Source organism: Ochrobactrum quorumnocens, from assembly GCF_002278035.1.
Taxonomy (GTDB): Bacteria; Pseudomonadota; Alphaproteobacteria; order Rhizobiales; family Rhizobiaceae; genus Brucella; species Brucella quorumnocens.
The window spans coordinates 1,709,719-1,728,779 of sequence record NZ_CP022604.1 but is presented as its reverse complement, the minus strand read 5'-3'; the positions used below and the strand labels follow the sequence as shown (position 1 = coordinate 1,728,779).

Genomic DNA, 19,061 nt, shown 5'->3' with positions numbered 1-19,061 from the left:
CTTCCCCCCTTCGCCGCTGAGCCTTTTGGCGGCGGAGGCTCAGATGACAGATCACCGGCGCTATTGCCGGTTATAATGGGAAATAAATGCGAAAAATTCTGATTTTAAGACGTTTCGCGACAATAATGTTTACTTCATGCCTTTTGGCTGCGTGCCAGATGTCTGCAAACAATCTCGCTTTGGGCGAGAAGACACTTACGCAGTCAAAGAACACCGAGGCCTCACGGCCCCTGTCAGCGGCGGGTTCCACCCCCGTACCTGCTGTTGACAGGGAAAACGTGACAAATGCCAGCACTCCCAAGGCGTCGGACCGCGGTTCCCTTACGATGGAAACTGCGGTCCGCCGTGCTGTTGGATGGCATCCCACCATCAATGAAGCTTCAGACCGTATTTATCAGGCCGATGAACGGATCAGGGCTGCGCAAGCTGGCTATTATCCGAAGCTCAATGCAGGTGTGAACTCTGGCTATCAAAGCAGCAATCGGGAAGGTTGGCGTCCTCAACTCAATGTCGCTGCTTCTCAGCTACTTTATGATTTCGGCAAAGTCTCGAGCGTCGTTGATGCTGAACGCGCGGGCAAGGATATTAATCAGGCGCGTTTGCTGCTTGCCGTTGATAATCTGTCGCGAGACACAGCGAACGCGGTTGTCGAGATACAGCGCTATCGCAGTCTTTCCTCTCTTGCACAGCAACAGGTTGACGGTGTCAAACGCATTGCTGGTTTAGTTCATGAGAGGACGGACAAGGGTGCAAGCACCATGTCCGATAAGATTCAGGCCGATGCGCGTGTGGAATCTGCGTTGGCGACGCAATTGCAGTATCAGTCTGAGCTTAATCGCTGGCAGGTAGTGCTTGCAGCCATGATCGGCGGGGGAGCGCCAAATCCGTCCTCGGAAGCTCCTGCGTGGCTTGGCAAGTCTTGTGATGTTGCCGCCCCCGATTGGGATCAGGTTCCGGCTATGTTACAGGCCAAGGCTGAGAAGGAAGAAGCGAAAGCGCAGCTGGCAGCAAGCAAGGCAGAAGCTTATCCAACGGTCTCGCTTGAAGCGACTACGGGTTATGACCTGAACGCTTCGCGCGACAATACGACGAGCAATGATCGTCAGCCTGAATATTCGGTAGGCGTGAACGTCTCATCAAACCTTTACAATGGTGGACAGACCGGCGCACGCAAGCGGGCGGCGACTTATGGTCTTCAGGCAGCGGAGTCTGCGATCAGCACCGCGCGCATCGACATGGAGCGCAATCTCATGGAATCGCGGAGCCAGATCGGCACATTGAGCCGGCTGATGTCTTCACTCGAATTGCGTGCCGACATGATGGTCAAGACGCGCGATCTCTATCGCGAACAATATGTCGAATTGGGTACGAGAACCCTGCTTGATCTGCTCAATGCAGAGCAGGAGTTGCATGAGGCGCGCTTCCAGTCAGCCAACACAGTGCATGATATCAGGCGCCTGAATCTGAACTGTCTCTATAGCTCAGGAAAAATGCGTCAGAGTTTTGGTCTTCAGGCATCAGCATTGCGGGGAGGCGGGAGCAATCAATGAAGCGCGGCGAGAACCCTCCAATTATCGATCCGTCGATTGAATTTGGTCTGATTGGTGAACAACCAGAGCCTGACACGCCATCACGCTTCAATGTCGAAGGCTGGCTAGAAGCGCTCGAACTGGTGGCAAAGCATTATAGTATGCCGATATCCGTTCAAGGCACCAAGCTTGCGGCAGCTGCTGATCTCAACACCGACGATAATGCAAAAATCCGAGCGATGGCCCGTCATATGGGCCTTGGCGTCAGGCTTGTTGAACCGTCCAAGATCAGTCTTTCGACATGGCATCTTCCTTTTGTTTTGATGCTCAAGGATAACCAGCTCGCAGTCGTTCATACGCTTTCGAAGGATGGGCGGACCAGCGTCTGGCTGAGCGGTGAAGAAGGGCTTGAACAGCCATTTGCGCTGGCCGATCTTCTGGCCGAGACTGAGCGGGTTGTTCTCGCTCGCCCTTCGAAAACCGTGCCTGATGCGCGTGTCGATGCGTACATCAAACCATATGAAGAGAACTGGCTTCGAAAGATCATCTTCCGCGACATTGGCTCTTATAGCCATGTGCTGGTTGCCTCGCTGATCGCGAATACCTTGGGCTTGGCAGGCATTCTGTTCTCGATGCAGGTCTATGACCGCGTCGTCCCCGCACAGTCTTTCAACACGCTCTATGTGCTGTTCAGCGGTGTTCTGCTGGCGATATTCTTCGATTTCATGATGCGTCGCGCACGCATGGGCATCATCGATATGCTGGGCAAGCAGACGGACCTGCAGATGTCCGATGTGGTGTTCGGCCACGCTTTACGCGTTCGCAATCGCGCCCGACCGACATCGACAGGGTCGTTTATTGCTCAGTTGCGGGACGTCGATCAGGTTCGTGAATTGCTGACCTCAACAACGGTTTCAGCACTCGCGGATCTGCCGTTCTTTTTCCTGTTCCTGGTTATCTACTCAGCGCTGGTTGGCTGGATGGTCTTCATACCACTTGGCGCGCTGGTTCTTCTGATTTTGCCGGGCTTGTTCTTGCAGCGGCGTTTGCGCGCTTATGCCAATGCAGCCATGCGCGAAGCGTCACTTCGCAATGCCATGCTGGTTGAAACAGTGCAGGGCATCGAAGATATTAAGGGCCTGCAGGCCGAAGATCGCTTCCAGCAGCAGTGGAACCACTTCAATGCCGTAACTGGCGAAGCGCAGATTAGGCTCCGTGCCCTGACGAATAGTCTCAGCGTGTGGACGCAAAATGTGCAGGGCGGGGTCTATGCGCTGACGGTTTTCGTGGGCGCACCGCTGATCATTTCAGGCGATATGACCACCGGCGCGCTTGTTGGTGCATCCATCCTCGGATCACGCATGCTTGCGCCGATGGGGCAACTGTCTCAGATCATGGGACGCCTGCAACATGCACGCATTGCCAAAAAGGGCCTCGACCAGCTGATGAAAATGCCGGTCGATCATCCCGATAGCGAAACCCGTATTCATTGCCCGAAGATCGACGGTTCTTATCGGCTTAAAGACGCTCTGTTTCGTTATGGCGATGAAAATTCGCTTCCCGTTCTTCTGATCAAGGATCTGAAGATCAAACATGGTGACCGCATTGCCGTGCTTGGGCGCAATGGCGCAGGTAAATCCACCCTATTGCTCGCTCTTTCCGGGTTGCTTGATGCGGCCGAAGGCGAGGTCCTGCTCGATGATCTCGCATTGCCACAGATAGATCCTGCTGATGTACGCCGGGATGTAGGGCTGCTGACACAGAATTCACGTCTGTTCTTTGGGACACTGCGCGAGAATATCACCATGGGGGCGTCCGACGCTTCGGATGCCGAGATCCAGCGGGTGCTGGCTATGGTTGGCGCGGATGGCTTTGTGCGACGTTTGCCGAAAGGATTGGAACATCTGGTTCAGGAAGGCGGCGGCGGTCTTTCTGGTGGCCAGAAACAGGCCATTCTGCTGGCGCGACTTCTGATCCGCGATCCATCGGTTGTGCTTCTCGATGAGCCGACATCAACAATGGACGAGGCCACAGAACGGCATTTCATCGAACAATTCGCGAAATGGAGCGTCGGACGCACGGTCGTCATCGCAACGCATCGAATGCGCGTGCTCGAACTCGTACAGCGCCTGATCGTCGTTGAGAACGGGCAGGTCGCATTGGACGACGGCAAGGAACGCGGTCTGCAGACGTTGTTGGGAATGAGCAAGGTAGAAACACCAAAACAGGCATGATCCGGAGGGATACAGCATGGCGGCCATCGGCGGAGACTTTGGTGCCTGGGTAAACGGAAGTGAGCAAGGGCTTCAGCTCAAGAAGAAGAAGCGCTTTGTTCGGCTCGTTTTCGTTTTCTTGATCATTTTGGTGGGCTGGTCTTATTGGGCTTTGCTTGATGAAGTCTCTAACGGGACAGGCAAAGTGGTGCCAACTTCACAAGAACAGGTCATTCAATCGTTGGAAGGCGGTGTTGTCGCCAAACTGATGGTACGACAGGATGATGTCGTGGAGCCGGGACAGATTTTGGCACAACTCGATCCAACGGTTACGGAATCGAGCGTACAGGAAAGCGCTGCGAAATATCGCGCGGCATTGGCAAGCTCTGCTCGTCTAAACGCCGAAGTCAGCCAAACAGAGTTGCAGTTTTCGCCGGAGCTTGACGCATTTCCGATGTTGGTCGGTGCGGAGACACGGCTTTTTGAAGCGCGTAAACGCAGTTTGCAAGAGTCGCTTGAATGGATCGCCGAATCCAAGAAGCTCGTGCAGGATGAACTCAATATCAGCCAGTCACTGAGCAAAATGGGTGCGGCCAGCAATGTCGAAGTGATCCGTCTGAAACGGCAGCTGGTCGAGCTTCAGCTCAAGGAAACGGAAATCAAATCCGACTATATCGTGCAGGCGCGAGAGGAACTGGCGAAGGCAAATGCCGAGGTGGAATCGCTCTCCTCCGTCATTCGTGGGCGATCCGATGCACTCGCGCGCCTGACCTTGCGCTCGCCTGTGCGTGGTATCGTCAAGAATATAGAAGTGTCGACAATCGGTGGCGTGGTACCTCCGAACGGCAAGCTGATGATTATCGTGCCGCTTGATGAGCAGTTGCTGATTGAAACCCGTATTTCACCGAGGGATATTGCTTATATCCACCCTGATCAGAGGGCGACCGTTAAAATTACCGCTTATGATTATGCGATTTATGGCGGTCTCGAAGGCAAGGTTGTCAGTATCTCTGCAGACACGATCCAGGACGAGGCAAAGCCTGAAAATTACTATTATCGTGTCTTCATCAAGACAGAGAAAGATGCGCTTCTGAACAAGCACGAAGAACGCTTTCCCATCGTTCCTGGTATGGTTGCAACAGTCGATATTCACACGGGCAGCAAGACAGTCTTCGATTATTTGATCAAGCCACTGAACAGGGCAAGCGAAGCGCTGCGTGAACGTTAGGTCCTGAGGCGGTGCGATGTGGAGAATGGTTTGCGAAAGTCACCGGTTCAGGGGTAGTTGGGTTCTTTCGTTGGGGCTGCTGCTGAGTATTGTCGGCATTGGTGCTGCCAGAGCTGAGCTGCTACAGTGGAGCTTGAAACCCGATTTTGCGACCTGCCAGAAAACAGACGATGCTGTCTGGGTTGAATATGCCGGGGGACAGGATTGCATCCGTTTCTTCTCCGGCGGCACTATTGAGAATGCGCCTATTGCGCTGGTTCTTTTGCGGGGGGACACTGAAGGCTGGGTGAAGCGCAAGCCAGCAGATATTCCCGACAATACGGTGGAAGCACAGAAAGGCCGCGCGGAACGAACGGCGCAGGTGACTGGTGTCCCTGTAATCGTACTGGCGCGGCCTGGAACCTACGGTTCAAGTGGCAACCACTTGCGGCGACGACAGGCCGCCGAGTTCATGGCGCTGAATTCTGCGTTAGATGCAATTAAACAGCGATATGGCATCAAGCAGTTTGTGCTGATGGGGCATAGCGGCGGTGCAACTGCGGCTGCCGCCTTGCTGACGCTTGGGCGAGGCGATGTTTCCTGTGCGGTGCTGACTTCGGGGGCATTCGGTCTTCTGGAGCGTGCGCAGATGTTGCGTGCCGAGTCTGGACTGAAGCAACGGCCGGGGCGTGACACGACTGGACTGCCAGCGCCCTATGATCCAATGGAACATATCAGCGGAATCGCACGAAATCCGCGGTTGAATATCATTGTGATTGGAAATCCGAGAGATCGGGTTACGCCGTTTTTATTGCAGCGCCGCTTTGTCGAACTGTTGAATGGAAATGGATATTCGGCACAGCTTATGATTTACGCCGCATTTCCACCGAGATATCACGATTTGCGCGAAAATATTGGTCTGAGACAAGCAGCGGCCTGCGCAAAGCAGTTGCAGCTTTAAGATTATCAGCCCGATTTTTTGGGAGAGAAGTTGCTTCACAGTGAAGTGATGGTAGCGGAGGACGGATTCGAACCGCCGACACAAGGATTATGATTCCTCTGCTCTAACCTACTGAGCTACTCCGCCACACATTGCAGTGAAACAGTTTTCAGCGCCGTCTCCAGCGTTTAACGAACCGTTTTCATGCAAGGAATGGCGGCGGTATATGTGGGGAATGAAACCCTGTCAAGCACTCTTCGCATAGCTTTCGTCTTGTTTTCCATGATTTGCGTAGATAAGTAACTAGCGGAAAGCAAAGGCTTAGTTTTATGGCACCTCGTATTGCGGTTTTGGGTTGTGGCTATTGGGGCGGCAACCATATTCGTACCCTGAAGAGCCTCGGCATGCTTCAGGGTGTTTCAGACGCCAATCCACAGAACGCGGAAAGATTCGCTTCTGAGTTCGGTGTTCCCAATATTCCCGTCGATGAACTCTTCACGCGTCCCGACATTGACGGCATCGTTTTGGCGCTGCCAGCGCAGTTTCATGCGCAGTATGCTATTGAAGCGGTGAAGAACGGCAAAGACGTTCTGGTTGAAAAGCCGATCGCGCTTGAAGTGGCGGATGCAGAAGCCGAAGTCGAAGCTGCACGCGCCAATGGCCGCGTCTTCATGGTCGGTCATATCCTTCGTTTTCATCCAGCGTTTGAAAAACTGCTCGATATGGTGAAAAGCGGCGAACTTGGCGATATCCGCTATGTGCATTCGCACCGCGTCGGTTTCGGCAAGTTCCACGACAAGTTCGATGCGCTTTGGGATCTTGCCCCTCACGATCTTTCAATGATCCTCGCCATCACCGGTGAAGAACCGTCAGCGGTCCGCGGCGAGGGCGCTGCAATCATCGATAAGATCAGCGATTTTGCGCATGTGCATCTTGAATTCCCGAGCGGTATCCGTGGTCATCTTTTTGCATCCAGACTGAACTCGTATCGCGAGCGCCGTTTGAGTGTGACTGGAACCAAGGGTATGCTGGTTTTTGACGATGCTGAACCGTGGGATCGCAAGCTCGCCTTCTACAAGCACGAAGTATGGCGCGAGAATGATCAGTGGGCTTTCAAATCGGTCGATCCGGTATATATCCCCGTTGAAGAAGGGATGCCGCTGACACGCGAATTGCAGCACTTCCTGCATTGCATCGAAACGCGCGAAACGCCGCGTACCGATGGGCGGGAGGCAATCAGCGTCTTGCGCATTCTGACTGAAGGTTCGGTCAATCATTCCAGCTAATCCGCTTTTGACGGAAGTTTCTGTCAAGCGGTGTTACGGAGTTAGCAAAACTTTGAACGCTCCACCCATGGCAGGGCGGGGCGTGAAGGAATAAACAGGTTGCCGTGGATTCGCTTTTGATAGGGCGAACCAGATAAATTGGAGCCAACATGCAGTTCATTGATCTTGGAGCGCAGCGCGCGCGTATCGAAGACCGTCTTAATGCCGCCGTTTCCAAGGTTGTTGCGGAAGGCCGTTACATTTTGGGCCCTGAAGTGGCTGAGTTCGAAAAGAAGCTTGGTGAATATCTGGGCGTGGAACATGTCATTGCTTGCGCCAATGGCACCGACGCCTTGCAGATGCCTTTGATGGCGCGCGGCATTGGCCCTGGCCATGCCGTTTTCGTTCCGTCCTTTACGTTCGCGGCAACCGCTGAAGTTGTTGCCCTTGTTGGTGCGGAGCCGGTTTTCGTCGATGTCGATGCCGACACCTACAACATGAATATCGAACAGCTGGAAGCCGCTATTGCAGCCATCCGCAAGGAAGGCCGCCTCGAGCCAAAGGCAATCATCCCTGTTGATCTGTTCGGCCTAGCTGCCGATTACAACCGTATTAGTGCAGTTGCTGATCGTGAAGGTCTGTTCGTTATTGAAGACGCGGCGCAGTCAATTGGCGGCAAGCGCGACAACGTCATGTGCGGTGCTTTCGGCCATGTCGGTGCGACGAGCTTTTATCCTGCCAAGCCACTCGGCTGCTATGGCGATGGCGGTGCAATGTTCACCAATGACGCTGAACTGGCCGACACGCTGCGCTCCGTGCTGTTCCACGGCAAGGGCGAAACGCAGTATGACAATGTTCGCATTGGTCTCAACTCGCGTCTCGATACGATTCAGGCAGCTATTCTTCTGGAAAAGCTGGCGATCCTTGAAGATGAGATGGAAGCGCGTGATCGTATTGCCAAGCGTTACAATGAGTTGCTCAAGGATGTGGTCAAGGTTCCGGGCTTGCCTGCTGGCAACCGTTCGGCCTGGGCGCAGTATTCGATTGAAAGCGAAAACCGCGACGGTCTGAAGGCGCATCTTCAGGCGGCGGGAGTTCCGTCGGTTATTTATTACGTGAAACCGCTGCATCTACAGACCGCTTACAAGCATTATCCGATCGCACCGGGTGGTCTGCCTGTTTCGGAGGCGCTACCTGCACGCATTCTGAGCTTGCCGATGCATCCGTATCTTTCGGAAGAAGATCAGGACAAGATTATTGGCGCTATCCGTGGTTTCCACGGCAAATAAGCCTGAAAAATTATTGATTAGAAAAGCCCGGCGAAAGTCGGGTTTTTTATTTTTGCCGCTTGGCAATACGGGAAGCGACGAATCGCGCAATTGCCGGGCCCGCCAGCAGAACGATGAAAAAGCGGCTGGTTTGCATGGCGATGATGAACGGTAGATCAACATTACTTGATGCTGCAATGATGGCGACAGTGTCCGCGCCGCCAGGGCTGGTGGCCAGATAAGCGGTGAGGGGATCAAGCCCCAGCACATGGCCAAGTGTCATGCCAAACAGACCGCAGACCGCGATCAGAATAAGGGCTGAAGCCAGCACTGCCGGGAAGGCGCGCGCTGCGTGAGCAATGATTGCGCGTGTGAAGCCAAGGCCAATCCGCCAGCCGATGAAGATGTAGCTTGCGGCCAGCAACCACGGCGGCAGATCAATGGTCATCAGACCTGTATCCTGCAATAATGCACCAAGTGCGAGCGGTACGAGCATCGCTCCCGTTGGAATGCGCGATAATTCGCCCAGAAAGGCCCCGCAGACGATCAAGGCGAGGGTAGGGCCAAGAGTGTGCCAGTTAATCACTGGAAACCACTCCACGGCCGCTGGGGTGACTGTTTCGACGTCAGCGGTGAACATCACTACAAGTGAAGCGGTGGTTGCGACCAATACCACACGCAAATATTGCATAAAGGCGATGAGGCGCGCGTCAGATCCAAAGGATTCAGCCATCAGGACGATTGCGGTGGCAGCGCCGGGCGAGACACCCCATACGGCGGTTGTGCCGGGCAAAACGCGGAAGCGTGCCAGAAGATAACCAATCGTTGTGCTGGCCAGCAACGTGAAGCCGGTTGAAAACAGGATGATTGGCAGATGCTGCCCCATATTGCTGAAGAACTCAGCGGTCATGGCGCGCGCGATCAGCAGGCCAACGATTGCCTGTGCCAGCAGCGAGAAACTTTTATGAACCCGGATCGTGCTTTCATGGGTGGCAAGAATGATCGCACCAAGCATTGCGCCTAAAAGCAGGGCGGCTGGCAGACCCAGCATCTCTCCGATGAAGATAAGAAATGCAGATATGATCAGCATTGCGCCCCATTGAACAGGTTTGGGCGCCTTGCCGAAATTGAATTTACTGGGGACTTTTTCCGGTCCTGATGAGACGAGTTTCTGCATTGCGCTTCTTCCCTACAACCGTGTGTGGGACAAAGGCAAACCAAGATTTGGGGTCGTTGTCTAAAAAGTTGCGCCCCTCTGACGGGCAGCATTACGAATATTACTTAAGTACGGCGTAGAGCGCTGAATGATCGGCACTCCAAGCCCATTGTTTCAATCACCCGTTCACCGGCGCGCAATTTCGCGCCGGTGAACGATGCTTTAGCCGATCATAGCGCGGCGCTGATTGACCGGGCGCTCGACGATTTCACGAGGCGCTTTGCCACCGTCACGTTCTTCGAGTGCTTCCGCTTTTGACAGTTCGGTTTCCGCATAGACCAGTTCGGCTTCAGCAGCTTCTTTCTGAGACATCAAATCGCGAATCGATCCAAACAGGTTGTCGCGTCGCTGGCGCGCTGCCTTTGCGAAGGTCGGATAGGCGAAATGATTGATGTCAGTGATGCCTGCCTTCTTTTCCTCGGATAGAATCTGGGCGTCGAGTTCTCCCGCCATACGTTCGAACTCGCCAATCATCAGGTCGAGCTGGCCCAGCTGACGGCGTTTTTCCTTCACCTGGAACAGTTTAAGCCTGACGAGGCTTTCACGTGGCTTCATTACGCAATACTCCTTGAACACCAACCAGCTTTATTAAAGCGTGTTTCGATCCGATTTTTATCAGACCGGCGCTCTAACTTTTTGTTTCACACGCATTGTCCGAAAACCGTTTCACGTTTTTCGGGATGCGCTCCTACCGTTGGGGCGTTCCCCCCGACTTTATTAACAGGCATATATGAAGGCGATTTTCCTGCAATATACCGCGAAATCCGTTGCAATGCCTTGGTTTTCAAGGCCTCGGCTTTGCCGCCAATCATAAGAACAGTCTCCATAAGCGAAACAAAAAGTTAAGATTTTGCGCTTTTGGTAACCATTCCTTTACCGGCAACGTTAATCATACGCGTTAGGAATTAAGGCTCGGTAAATCTTGTGTGGTTTTTGGGTAACAGGTGAAACATAGAGTCGAATGAATCACTTAAGGGAATTTCTTAATGTGATTCATAAGAGTCGATCGAATTGAATAATTGCATATGATTCAGTCGGATAAGAGTTTTTTCTAAACAGGATAGAATTATGCTTGCCAACAGGAATCATATTTTGTTAACCATTTGCAGGCACCTTCATGCTATGGCAACGACAGTTCCGTGTGCTGCCGTGAGGGATATCTGGTCAGCGGCGGAAAGGGGATAAGATATGCGCGTCCTTTTAATTGAAGACGACAGTGCTATCGCACAGAGCATTGAGTTGATGCTGAAGTCCGAGAGCTTCAATGTCTACACCACCGATCTGGGTGAAGAAGGCATCGATCTCGGCAAGCTTTATGATTACGACATCATCTTGCTGGACCTGAACTTGCCGGATATGTCCGGTTACGAAGTTCTGCGTACCTTGCGCCTTTCGAAGGTTAAGACGCCAATCCTGATCCTTTCCGGTATGGCCGGCATTGAGGATAAGGTTCGCGGCCTTGGTTTTGGCGCAGATGACTATATGACGAAGCCGTTCCACAAGGATGAGTTGATCGCTCGCATTCATGCGATCGTCCGCCGTTCGAAGGGCCACGCTCAGTCGGTCATCACAACTGGCGATCTGGTTGTCAATCTTGATGCCAAGACGGTTGAAGTTGGCGGTCAGCGCGTTCACCTGACCGGCAAAGAGTATCAGATGCTTGAGCTTCTTTCCCTGCGTAAGGGTACAACCCTCACCAAGGAAATGTTCCTCAACCACCTTTATGGCGGTATGGACGAGCCTGAGCTGAAGATTATCGACGTGTTTATCTGCAAGCTGCGCAAGAAGCTCGATGCCGTTTCCGGCAGCCAGAGCTACATCGAAACCGTGTGGGGCCGTGGTTATGTGCTGCGCGAGCCAGATGGCAGCGAACTGCGTGAAAGCGCATAAGCGTCTTAGAGCGCGTGCGCCTTCTTGGGCGCGCACAACAGGACGCTGTAGATAGTGAAATGACAAAAAGCTCCGCTTCGGCGGAGCTTTTTCTTTTGAATATTGGGAAAATAAAAAGCGCAGGTTTTATCCTGCGCCTTTTGTGTTCGATCAGAATGGAATTATTCAGCGGCGAAAACGATGTCTTCTGCAGTCGCGTGAATAGAAATCTTCATGCCAGCTTCTTCAGCGAGCAGCAGCGTATAATAGGGCTGCACGGAATGTGCATCGATCGGCTCTTCTGGTTCAGCGCCTGAATGCAGTTCCAGAAATTTTGGTGGTACCCGCAGCATACGACCCTTCGCGGTAATGACAAAGCGTGGATCGGCGTCGCCATTTTCCAGACGTACAGCTAGCGAGCCGCCACGCGGAATGGCTGCATTGCTGATAAGCAGCAGGTTGAGCAGCAACTTGACTTTGTTCTTGGGCAGCAGAACGCGTGTACCTTCCCAGGTCAGTTCCGGCTTTTCATTGGCAAAATATTGTGTGGCAACATGCTGTGCATCGCCGGTATCAATTTGCACGCCTGCAGAACCAGCTGCACCAAAAGCGATGCGAGCAAACTGAAGGCGGGCAGAGGCATTGCGCGCGCTCGATTTGATAAGCGCCATTGCGTCTTCGTCCGCACCACCTTCTTCAAGCAGTTCGAGACCATTATTGATCGCGCCAACCGGCGAGATGATGTCATGACAGATCCTGCTGCACAGAAGCGCACCGAGATCGAGTGCGGAAAGGGTAACGGGCAATGGCATGGTGATTTCTCCAGGCACGAACCGACCCTGAAAATCGACATTCAAGCCGAATGACGGGCCGCTATCAGTTGGTGAGCGTAAATCCTGACGAATCATCATCAGGAACCTTGGGAATCTGGATACACGCGACATTGGGTTGCCGCAACAAAGCTGTTTTTTGCCGCCATTCTAAAGCCAATTTCAGAGCATAAAGATTTAGACAATATATTCGCGGTTAGAATAAGCGCGATTCGGCAAAGCGTTCGCAAGAGACGTAGTAGCCAGGCTTTTAACAGGGCCGTCAGGCAGAGAAGCTGGTAGGCAAAAGGAATTATAAATGGCCATACCGTCCCTGTCGCAGATCAGGTTCCGCAACGCGGCGTATTTTGTAGCGTTTTTTGCGGCGTTTCTGATCTCCATTATCGTCGTGCCGCACAAAGCGCAGGCACAGAGCAGCAACACATACACGGCCGAGGAAGTTGTTGAATCCGGACACCGGTTCTTTGGATCTACGTCCGGCGGAATCGCCAGTGCCGTCGAAAAAGCTTTTCAGAGCTTTGGCCTTCCGAATGGATATATTCTGGGTGAAGAAGGTTCTGGCGCCTTCATAGGCGGTCTCACATATGGTGAAGGCACGCTCTATACAAAGAATGCTGGCGACCATCGCACATTCTGGCAGGGCCCTTCGCTGGGTTGGGATTTTGGTGGCCAAGGCTCACGCGTGATGATGCTCGTCTATAACCTTGACGACGTCCAGAGCCTCTACGGTCGTTATGCCGGCGTTGCAGGCTCAGCTTATGTGATCGCGGGTGCTGGTTTTAACGTGCTTAAGCGTCAGAATATTATGCTGGTGCCCATCCGCACGGGCGTTGGCGCAAGATTGGGTGTCAATATCGGCTATCTCAAGCTTTCAGCTGCACCGACCTGGAACCCATTCTGATACATATTGCGTGGCGTAAGTCGCGCAGCTAGCATCGGAAGTGCCGATCTACGAATAATAGCCAGCCATTGTCCTTTGGCTGGTCCTTTTTTCTCTTTGTGACAAAGCCGTGATCCAGTCTGCGCTCATTTTCATTCTCGGCGTTCTCGTGGCGGTTTTCGTCGTGGTTCTGCTTGGCCCCTCGGTTTGGCGACGTGCGTTTTTTCTGGCGCGGCGGCAGGTGCACGCCGAACTTCCGGTAACGCTTGCGGAAATCCGAGCGGATCGCGATGGATTACGTGCCGAACATGCGGTGGCTTTCAGCAAACTTGAACAGAAACTCAAGCAGGAACGTGGACAATCGTCCGAGCAGCTGATCAAACTTGGCAAGCAGCATGACGAACTCAAACGCTTCGCGTCACTTGAGAGTGACATTTCCCAGCTCAGACAGACTTTGTCTGAGCGCGAAAGGGTCGTCGAGGAGACGATTATCGAACGTGATAATGCATCGGAAAAGGCAGAAATTGTCGAAGCCGAAGTGGAGCGCCTTCAGAAACACCTTTCATCTCTGCAAGATCTGGCCGATACGCTTCGTATTGAAATAAGTGCCAAGGAGGCCGAACACGGTCGTCTGGCAAATGAGATGAGCGAGATGCGTCGGGAACGTAAAGATGCATCTGCGCGCTATAACGAGGTTTCGACGCAATTGACCGCAGCACAAACTGAACTGAAGAGCGAACGGCGCCGGAACACCGAGCTGCAGCAAAGATTGGATAAGCTGATTTCTGATTTTTCCGATGCGCAGGAGAAACTGGAGCGTTATACGCGTAATGGCTCCAGCTCTATTGTGGGGGGTGAGCAGTCCGCGGAGATTTCAAAGGAAAATGCCGCACTCCGCGAGGAGATGGCGGCTCTAGCGGCCCGGATGGTTGCAGCAACTGCGGAAAAAGAAGGCGAAGATTCGCCCATCGACGCTCTCGTGAATGCAAGCGGATCAGAAGGTGGAAATGAGGGCAACACGACTCGCCCTAAAAGTCTTGCCAGCCGCATTCGCGATTTACGCTAAAGCTTGAAAACGGGAGCTGCGAGTTAAAACTGCTCGCTCCCTATTCTGCTTTGATAACATCGGCCCAATCGGCATGCCGTTTTACCTGTGCCTGCATGAAGCTGCAGCGTGGAATGATCTTCCAGCCGGTTTTGCGAGCATCTTCGACGGCGTTCAATGCCAATGCCTGTGCCACACCTTTACCGCGCATCGAATCGGGTACGAAGGTGTGATCAATGGAAATCAGAGCGGGACCCAGCTTTGTGTAGGTCATCTCTGCTTCATCACCATCAATGACGACAAAGTAACGTCCGCTATCAGCATCATCATTTTTCTTTATCTGGATGTTTTCGCTCATCGGCGAACTCCTTCACAAGACTTGGCTCCTCTCTTCATATAGGCAGTATTGGCCAAAGAAAAACCCCGGCCGATTGACCCGGCCGGGGCTTAATTTGCGTATCTGCTGTTTCCGAAGAAACCGGCAGAATCTTAGTGTCTATACTGCTGGATACGTGTGGTCCTTAGACCGGCGAGACCATGCTCATCGATCGAGGACTGCCAGCCCAGAAATTCCTCCACCGTCAACGTATAACGCTGGCATGCCTCCTCAAGGCTGAGAAGGCCACCGCGTACAGCGGCGACAACTTCTGCCTTTCGGCGAATGACCCAGCGCCTCGTAGTGGCGGGGGGGAGGTCTGCGATGGTCAGCGGACTGCCATCTGGACCAATAACATATTTTATACGCGGTCTTGTCAGATCGGTCATTGTACTCTCTACACAACACTCAAGGACCTAATCGAGACCGAGACTAGCGCCACAGCTTTAAGAATTACCTAAACAGCCGGTAACTCTCTGGTAACACTTGCAAAAAAATGCCTTATTTAGAGAGAAAGTCATAAAAAAACCCGCTTATGCCGGTATTTTATTTTATGTCTCACGCGAAATTGTGACTGCAACGCTGCAAAATGCGCGTTGTTTTTGCTGCGACATCTTGGCAAGCACCCTTTGTGTGACCTATATAGGGCGCAAACCTAAACTTTGAGAAGCAGGGCATTTGCCCGGAAGCTGGAATCAATCATGAGCCTGAACAGCCTCGATCTGCCGGGAAAGCCGGAAGACACGCGCGTTGTCGTCGCCATGTCGGGCGGCGTCGATTCATCCGTTGTGGCGGGGATACTCAAACGTGAGGGCTATGATGTCGTTGGCGTGACGCTGCAGCTTTACGATCACGGTGCGGCGGTGCATCGCGCGGGTTCATGTTGCGCGGGCCAGGACATCGAAGATGCGCGTCGCGTTTCTGAAAGCCTCGGCATTCCGCATTATGTACTGGATTATGAAGCGCGCTTCCGTGAAGCGGTTATCGATCCATTTGCAAATTCCTATGTGAGTGGTGAAACGCCGATTCCGTGTGTTTCGTGCAATCAGACCGTCAAGTTTGCTGATCTTTTGCAGACTGCGCGCGAATTGGGTGCGGACGCTTTGGCAACCGGCCATTATATCCGCAGCAGCCAGAATGGCGACCATCGCGCGATGTTCCGTCCGGTCGATTCTGATCGCGATCAGAGCTATTTCCTCTTTGCCACCACGCAGGACCAGGTTGATTATCTGCGCTTCCCGCTTGGACATCTGCCGAAGGCGCAGGTCCGCGAAATTGCAGAAGAGATGGGGCTGACGGTTGCGAAGAAGCAGGATAGCCAGGACATTTGTTTCGTGCCGCAGGGCAAATATTCTGACATTATTTCCAAGCTGAAGCCTGAAGCAGCGACCCCTGGCGATATCGTACATATCGATGGCCGTGTTCTGGGGCGTCATGAAGGCATCGTGCATTATACCGTTGGTCAGCGCCGCGGTATCGGTGTTGCAACGGGTGAGCCACTTTATGTAGTGCATCTGGATGCCGCCAATACGCGCGTTATCGTTGGCCCACGTGAGGCACTGGAAACACACAAGGTGTTCCTGCGCGACGTGAACTGGCTAGGGGATGGTTCCCTTGATGCGCTGCCAGAAGGTGGTGTGGAGGTCTTCGCCAAGGTTCGTTCGACACGCCCGCCACGGCCTGCTGTGCTCCATCATGCTGATGGAAAGACATGGGTAGAGCTCGTTGACGGCGAAAGCGGCATTGCACCCGGACAGGCATGCGTTCTCTATTCTGATGACAGCAATACGGCGCGCGTGTTTGGCGGTGGGTTTATCGGACGCTCAGAGCGCGAACCGCAGGCTGAAGAAATGCTTCGTCGTCTGGTTGCCAATGCGGCGAATGTATCCGCTGCCTGAGAGTAAAATATTACGAATATGAATATCAAAGCCTCCGACATCGTCGGAGGTTTTTTTATTGGCTGATCCGTTTATTCAGCATCTACCATAACACAATTTAAACTAATTGAGATCGCGGTTAGTCATATCGATCCGATATGCCTTATAGCGGTTCCAATTAAGACTGAATCGTTGGAACCGCAGTAACTATTTGTTTTTACGCATGTCTTTATCCCAAAACCGGGTCCCATTTTGGGAGACATGCTTTAGGGCGCACTGCTCTCGGAGGTTCAACTAAAACGGCTGAAACGGGAGAGGGCGATACCGGATGCCGTTGCTACATTCAGGCTGTCGAACTCTTTGGACATAGGAATTCGCGCGCCAGTCAGTCGTGTCAACAAATGGTCAGGTAGACCATCTCCTTCAGTGCCCAGAAGCAGGGCTTGGCGCTTATGGTGTGGTGCCTGATAAATGTTCATCTCAGACGAAGGGCTCAACGCCAATATATCAAAATTGGCTGACTGTAGAGCGCTGATAATTTCTTCAATGGATGATCCATGAAAATAGGGCATCTTCAGCGTGGCACCCACAGAAACGCGGATTGCTTTTCGATAAAGTGGGTCGCAGCAGGTTTCGTCAAGGAGGACGCAATCAGCTTCGAAAGCGGCTGCATTACGAAAGATAGAGCCGATATTGTCATGGTTGGAAATGCCGCACAAAAGCACCACGAGCGCCGTTTCTGGTAGGCGGTCAATCATTTCGGAAAGCGTGGGTTGGGCTTTACGTCGTCCAACGGCAAGAATTCCGCGATGGACGTGGAACCCTGCGACCTCATCCATGACGGATTGAGGCACAGAATAAACTGTTACACCTGCTGGCAAATGCCTGAATTGCTCTTGTAGCCCATTTAGACGATTGTCGAGAACGAGCAGAGACTCTGTTTCGAAACGCGCATGGGCAGAAAATAGGACATTCAGGACGACTTTGCCTTCAGCAATAAACCGCTGTTGGCGACCAACCAGGTCTTTTTCACGAATATTCGTATAGGGGGATAAACGACCATCGCCAGAATCGGAAATTCTTACGACAACGCCGCGCGATCCGGTTTCTTCTTCCTTCATCGCACGACGTATGCCTCATGGATGTGCGTTATTGATGTATGACCGCCGCCAATTCACGTCGACGCGGAACAGGACTCATATAGAGACTTGAAAGCGTAGACAACATCAACTCAATGTGGGGTGAAGATACCATATAATAAATTGTCTGCGCATCACGTCGCGTCGATACGAGGTCAAGTGCCCGTAGTTTTGCGAGGTGTTGAGATAACGCCGATTGGCTAAGGTCGATTGCTTTTGCCAAAGCACCAACAGACATTTCATTGTGAAGTAACTTGCACAGAATGAGTAGTCTTTTGTTGTTAGCAAGAGCTGAAAGAAAATCAGCCGCTTCATCTACATTTTCTATTAAATCAAAAAAATTATGTTCATTGGTCATTTGCAGTCATACCCCCGTAAGACAGCATTAGGTTAAAAAAATGCCCGCGCAACATTTGTCGAAGGCACCTTAAAATTAATACTATACGGAGAAATTGAAAAGGGCTTGCTTATATTTACCGCCTAAAAAAACTATAAATTTGTCCCAAAACTGTCGAGGTTTTGTTTCAGCGGCGGGTTTTCAGCACACCTGTCAACATTTCCAGTGCCACGCCGTTAGAATCGGCCTGTACTGGAAAATGTGATCGAATGACATGATCGCCACTTGAGAGATTGAAGCCATCGGGGTCAAGGCTCATTATTTTCCAGCGACCCGCCGCATGATTGTGACGTTTTGCAAGCAAATCGATTTCTTTTTCGTACTTGCTATTGGCGTCATCAATGCCGCTCTGCTCCGATGAGGCAATGGCATCGGCTATTTCGGACGGATTTATAAGGTCGGTACGGCTAAGATTGAATGCTTTGCCGAAACCACCGTTGAGACTGGCAGATTCTACAACTAGCCTGAAGAAGACGAAATCACCCAAGTCGACATACAGCGAGCCCTTGGGGTTATGGTTTAGATAGCGCCGCCTTGTACGTGTATAGTCTGCTGAATCTCGTTCAATCTTGAATGCCGTGCAATGGAGCGTGATACGAGGGTGAGCGAGTGGATCTCCCTTGCCGGCTTCTCCCAATAGCAATGAGCAGGCCGGATTAGCGATCAGCCCGGGCGTATGTGCTGCCAGTCCGGAAACAAGAATGACAGGCGTCCCATCAACGTCCGTGGCGACCGCTACACGGCTAGCCAGTGGTCTGCCTGTTACCGAGTCAAGCACGGCCAGTGCACCATAGCGGGAGGTTCGCATCAGCGTTTTAGCTAACTGAATGGCTTGCGGAGTCGTGGGGCGAATAGGGCTTTGGTCTTCGGACATAAAAGCAGGCTCAAACATGAGAATAATTCACCAGTTAATAGCTGGTGAGGATGCAGGAGTACAGAGCCCGATCGATCTTTGTTTGTAGAGGGGCGATCGGCTTTAGTAACAGCTATCATTTTTTCATAGGGCTTGA

At 52.5% G+C, this 19,061-nt stretch carries 18 protein-coding genes and 1 tRNA gene; 10 read left to right on the top strand and 9 right to left on the bottom strand.

The window, feature by feature from the left end:
* Positions 1-158: 158 nt before the first annotated feature.
* The 4 genes from CES85_RS17930 to CES85_RS17915 all read left to right on the top strand — a co-directional run bounded on the left by CES85_RS17930 (position 159) and on the right by CES85_RS17915 (position 5,910).
* Positions 159-1,550, top strand: coding sequence for a TolC family outer membrane protein (locus tag CES85_RS17930; RefSeq protein ID WP_235901849.1), 1,392 nt, complete (start codon positions 159-161; stop codon positions 1,548-1,550).
* Positions 1,547-3,763: a type I secretion system permease/ATPase gene (locus CES85_RS17925; protein ID WP_095447151.1), complete on the top strand. Its 2,217-nt coding sequence runs from the start codon at positions 1,547-1,549 to the stop codon at positions 3,761-3,763. The genes CES85_RS17930 and CES85_RS17925 overlap by 4 nt, the downstream gene beginning before the upstream one ends.
* Positions 3,764-3,779: 16 nt before the next feature.
* Positions 3,780-4,970, top strand: coding sequence for an HlyD family type I secretion periplasmic adaptor subunit (locus CES85_RS17920; protein ID WP_095447150.1), 1,191 nt, complete (start codon positions 3,780-3,782; stop codon positions 4,968-4,970).
* 70 nt (positions 4,971-5,040) lie between these two features.
* Positions 5,041-5,910 carry an alpha/beta fold hydrolase gene (locus CES85_RS17915; protein ID WP_235901851.1) on the top strand — a complete coding sequence of 290 codons (870 nt, stop codon included), beginning with the start codon at positions 5,041-5,043 and terminating at the stop codon, positions 5,908-5,910.
* 49 nt (positions 5,911-5,959) lie between these two features.
* Here CES85_RS17915 and CES85_RS17910 read toward each other — a convergent pair.
* A tRNA-Met gene (locus CES85_RS17910) sits at positions 5,960-6,036 on the bottom strand.
* A gap of 182 nt (positions 6,037-6,218) precedes the next feature.
* Between CES85_RS17910 and CES85_RS17905 the strand changes: the two genes are divergently transcribed.
* Together CES85_RS17905 and CES85_RS17900 are read left to right on the top strand one after the other, a co-directional pair.
* Positions 6,219-7,175 (top strand): Gfo/Idh/MocA family protein, encoded by a 957-nt coding sequence (locus CES85_RS17905; protein ID WP_095447148.1) that lies wholly within the window; start codon positions 6,219-6,221, stop codon positions 7,173-7,175.
* A 149-nt stretch (positions 7,176-7,324) separates the two neighbouring features.
* A complete protein-coding gene (locus CES85_RS17900; protein ID WP_094577790.1) occupies positions 7,325-8,443 on the top strand; it encodes a DegT/DnrJ/EryC1/StrS family aminotransferase in 1,119 nt (372 codons plus the stop codon).
* A gap of 46 nt (positions 8,444-8,489) precedes the next feature.
* On the opposite strand, the gene CES85_RS17895 is transcribed toward CES85_RS17900, so the two are convergent.
* Together CES85_RS17895 and CES85_RS17890 are read right to left on the bottom strand one after the other, a co-directional pair.
* Positions 8,490-9,599 (bottom strand): AbrB family transcriptional regulator, encoded by a 1,110-nt coding sequence (locus CES85_RS17895; RefSeq protein WP_095447147.1) that lies wholly within the window; start codon positions 9,597-9,599, stop codon positions 8,490-8,492.
* Between the two features lie 201 nt (positions 9,600-9,800).
* A complete protein-coding gene (locus tag CES85_RS17890) occupies positions 9,801-10,193 on the bottom strand; it encodes a hypothetical protein (RefSeq protein ID WP_024899365.1) in 393 nt (130 codons plus the stop codon).
* A 633-nt stretch (positions 10,194-10,826) separates the two neighbouring features.
* On the opposite strand from CES85_RS17890, the gene ctrA reads away from it, so the two are divergent.
* Positions 10,827-11,528, top strand: coding sequence for a response regulator transcription factor CtrA (gene ctrA / locus CES85_RS17885; protein WP_094577785.1), 702 nt, complete (start codon positions 10,827-10,829; stop codon positions 11,526-11,528).
* 161 nt (positions 11,529-11,689) lie between these two features.
* On the opposite strand, the gene chpT is transcribed toward ctrA, so the two are convergent.
* The gene (gene chpT, locus CES85_RS17880; protein ID WP_095447952.1) at positions 11,690-12,319 is read right to left on the bottom strand and encodes a histidine phosphotransferase ChpT; all 630 of its coding nucleotides are present in this window, start codon (positions 12,317-12,319) and stop codon (positions 11,690-11,692) included.
* Positions 12,320-12,635: 316 nt separating this feature from the next.
* Here chpT and CES85_RS17875 point away from each other — a divergent pair, with 316 nt between their 5' ends.
* On the top strand, positions 12,636-13,238 hold the full coding sequence (locus CES85_RS17875) for a DUF1134 domain-containing protein (protein ID WP_095447146.1): 603 nt from the start codon (positions 12,636-12,638) through the stop codon (positions 13,236-13,238).
* Positions 13,239-13,371: 133 nt separating this feature from the next.
* On the top strand, positions 13,372-14,283 hold the full coding sequence (locus CES85_RS17870) for a hypothetical protein (RefSeq protein ID WP_191794043.1): 912 nt from the start codon (positions 13,372-13,374) through the stop codon (positions 14,281-14,283).
* A gap of 40 nt (positions 14,284-14,323) precedes the next feature.
* Here the strand turns inward: CES85_RS17870 and CES85_RS17865 are convergent, their stop codons facing one another.
* The gene (locus CES85_RS17865) at positions 14,324-14,620 is read right to left on the bottom strand and encodes a GNAT family N-acetyltransferase (protein ID WP_095447144.1); all 297 of its coding nucleotides are present in this window, start codon (positions 14,618-14,620) and stop codon (positions 14,324-14,326) included.
* Positions 14,621-14,751: 131 nt separating this feature from the next.
* The gene (gene sciP, locus CES85_RS17860; RefSeq protein ID WP_007876112.1) at positions 14,752-15,027 is read right to left on the bottom strand and encodes a CtrA inhibitor SciP; all 276 of its coding nucleotides are present in this window, start codon (positions 15,025-15,027) and stop codon (positions 14,752-14,754) included.
* 312 nt (positions 15,028-15,339) lie between these two features.
* On the opposite strand from sciP, the gene mnmA reads away from it, so the two are divergent.
* Complete coding sequence (mnmA, locus tag CES85_RS17855; RefSeq protein WP_191794042.1) at positions 15,340-16,536, top strand: tRNA 2-thiouridine(34) synthase MnmA; 1,197 nt, start codon at positions 15,340-15,342, stop codon at positions 16,534-16,536.
* A 269-nt stretch (positions 16,537-16,805) separates the two neighbouring features.
* Here the strand turns inward: mnmA and CES85_RS17850 are convergent, their stop codons facing one another.
* The 3 genes from CES85_RS17850 to CES85_RS17840 form a co-directional block, all read right to left on the bottom strand.
* Positions 16,806-17,636, bottom strand: a complete 831-nt coding sequence (locus CES85_RS17850) for a TrmH family RNA methyltransferase (RefSeq protein ID WP_095447143.1) — start codon at positions 17,634-17,636, stop codon at positions 16,806-16,808.
* Positions 17,637-17,664: 28 nt separating this feature from the next.
* Positions 17,665-18,012 carry an ArsR/SmtB family transcription factor gene (locus CES85_RS17845; protein WP_095447142.1) on the bottom strand — a complete coding sequence of 116 codons (348 nt, stop codon included), beginning with the start codon at positions 18,010-18,012 and terminating at the stop codon, positions 17,665-17,667.
* A 166-nt stretch (positions 18,013-18,178) separates the two neighbouring features.
* The gene (locus CES85_RS17840) at positions 18,179-18,943 is read right to left on the bottom strand and encodes a HugZ family pyridoxamine 5'-phosphate oxidase (RefSeq protein ID WP_235902048.1); all 765 of its coding nucleotides are present in this window, start codon (positions 18,941-18,943) and stop codon (positions 18,179-18,181) included.
* Between the last annotated feature and the right edge of the window lie 118 nt (positions 18,944-19,061).

Coding starts and splice junctions, on each gene's coding strand:
- CES85_RS17840 (WP_235902048.1), bottom strand. CDS start 18,943: ATGTTTGAGCCTGCTTTTATGTCCGAAGACCAAAGCCCTATTCGCCCC.
- CES85_RS17865 (WP_095447144.1), bottom strand. CDS start 14,620: ATGAGCGAAAACATCCAGATAAAGAAAAATGATGATGCTGATAGCGGA.
- CES85_RS17920 (WP_095447150.1), top strand. CDS start 3,780: ATGGCGGCCATCGGCGGAGACTTTGGTGCCTGGGTAAACGGAAGTGAG.
- ctrA (WP_094577785.1), top strand. CDS start 10,827: ATGCGCGTCCTTTTAATTGAAGACGACAGTGCTATCGCACAGAGCATT.
- CES85_RS17905 (WP_095447148.1), top strand. CDS start 6,219: ATGGCACCTCGTATTGCGGTTTTGGGTTGTGGCTATTGGGGCGGCAAC.
- CES85_RS17845 (WP_095447142.1), bottom strand. CDS start 18,012: ATGACCAATGAACATAATTTTTTTGATTTAATAGAAAATGTAGATGAA.
- CES85_RS17930 (WP_235901849.1), top strand. CDS start 159: ATGTCTGCAAACAATCTCGCTTTGGGCGAGAAGACACTTACGCAGTCA.
- chpT (WP_095447952.1), bottom strand. CDS start 12,319: ATGCCATTGCCCGTTACCCTTTCCGCACTCGATCTCGGTGCGCTTCTG.
- CES85_RS17900 (WP_094577790.1), top strand. CDS start 7,325: ATGCAGTTCATTGATCTTGGAGCGCAGCGCGCGCGTATCGAAGACCGT.
- CES85_RS17925 (WP_095447151.1), top strand. CDS start 1,547: ATGAAGCGCGGCGAGAACCCTCCAATTATCGATCCGTCGATTGAATTT.
- CES85_RS17895 (WP_095447147.1), bottom strand. CDS start 9,599: ATGCAGAAACTCGTCTCATCAGGACCGGAAAAAGTCCCCAGTAAATTC.
- sciP (WP_007876112.1), bottom strand. CDS start 15,027: ATGACCGATCTGACAAGACCGCGTATAAAATATGTTATTGGTCCAGAT.
- CES85_RS17875 (WP_095447146.1), top strand. CDS start 12,636: ATGGCCATACCGTCCCTGTCGCAGATCAGGTTCCGCAACGCGGCGTAT.
- CES85_RS17890 (WP_024899365.1), bottom strand. CDS start 10,193: ATGAAGCCACGTGAAAGCCTCGTCAGGCTTAAACTGTTCCAGGTGAAG.
- mnmA (WP_191794042.1), top strand. CDS start 15,340: ATGAGCCTGAACAGCCTCGATCTGCCGGGAAAGCCGGAAGACACGCGC.
- CES85_RS17850 (WP_095447143.1), bottom strand. CDS start 17,636: ATGAAGGAAGAAGAAACCGGATCGCGCGGCGTTGTCGTAAGAATTTCC.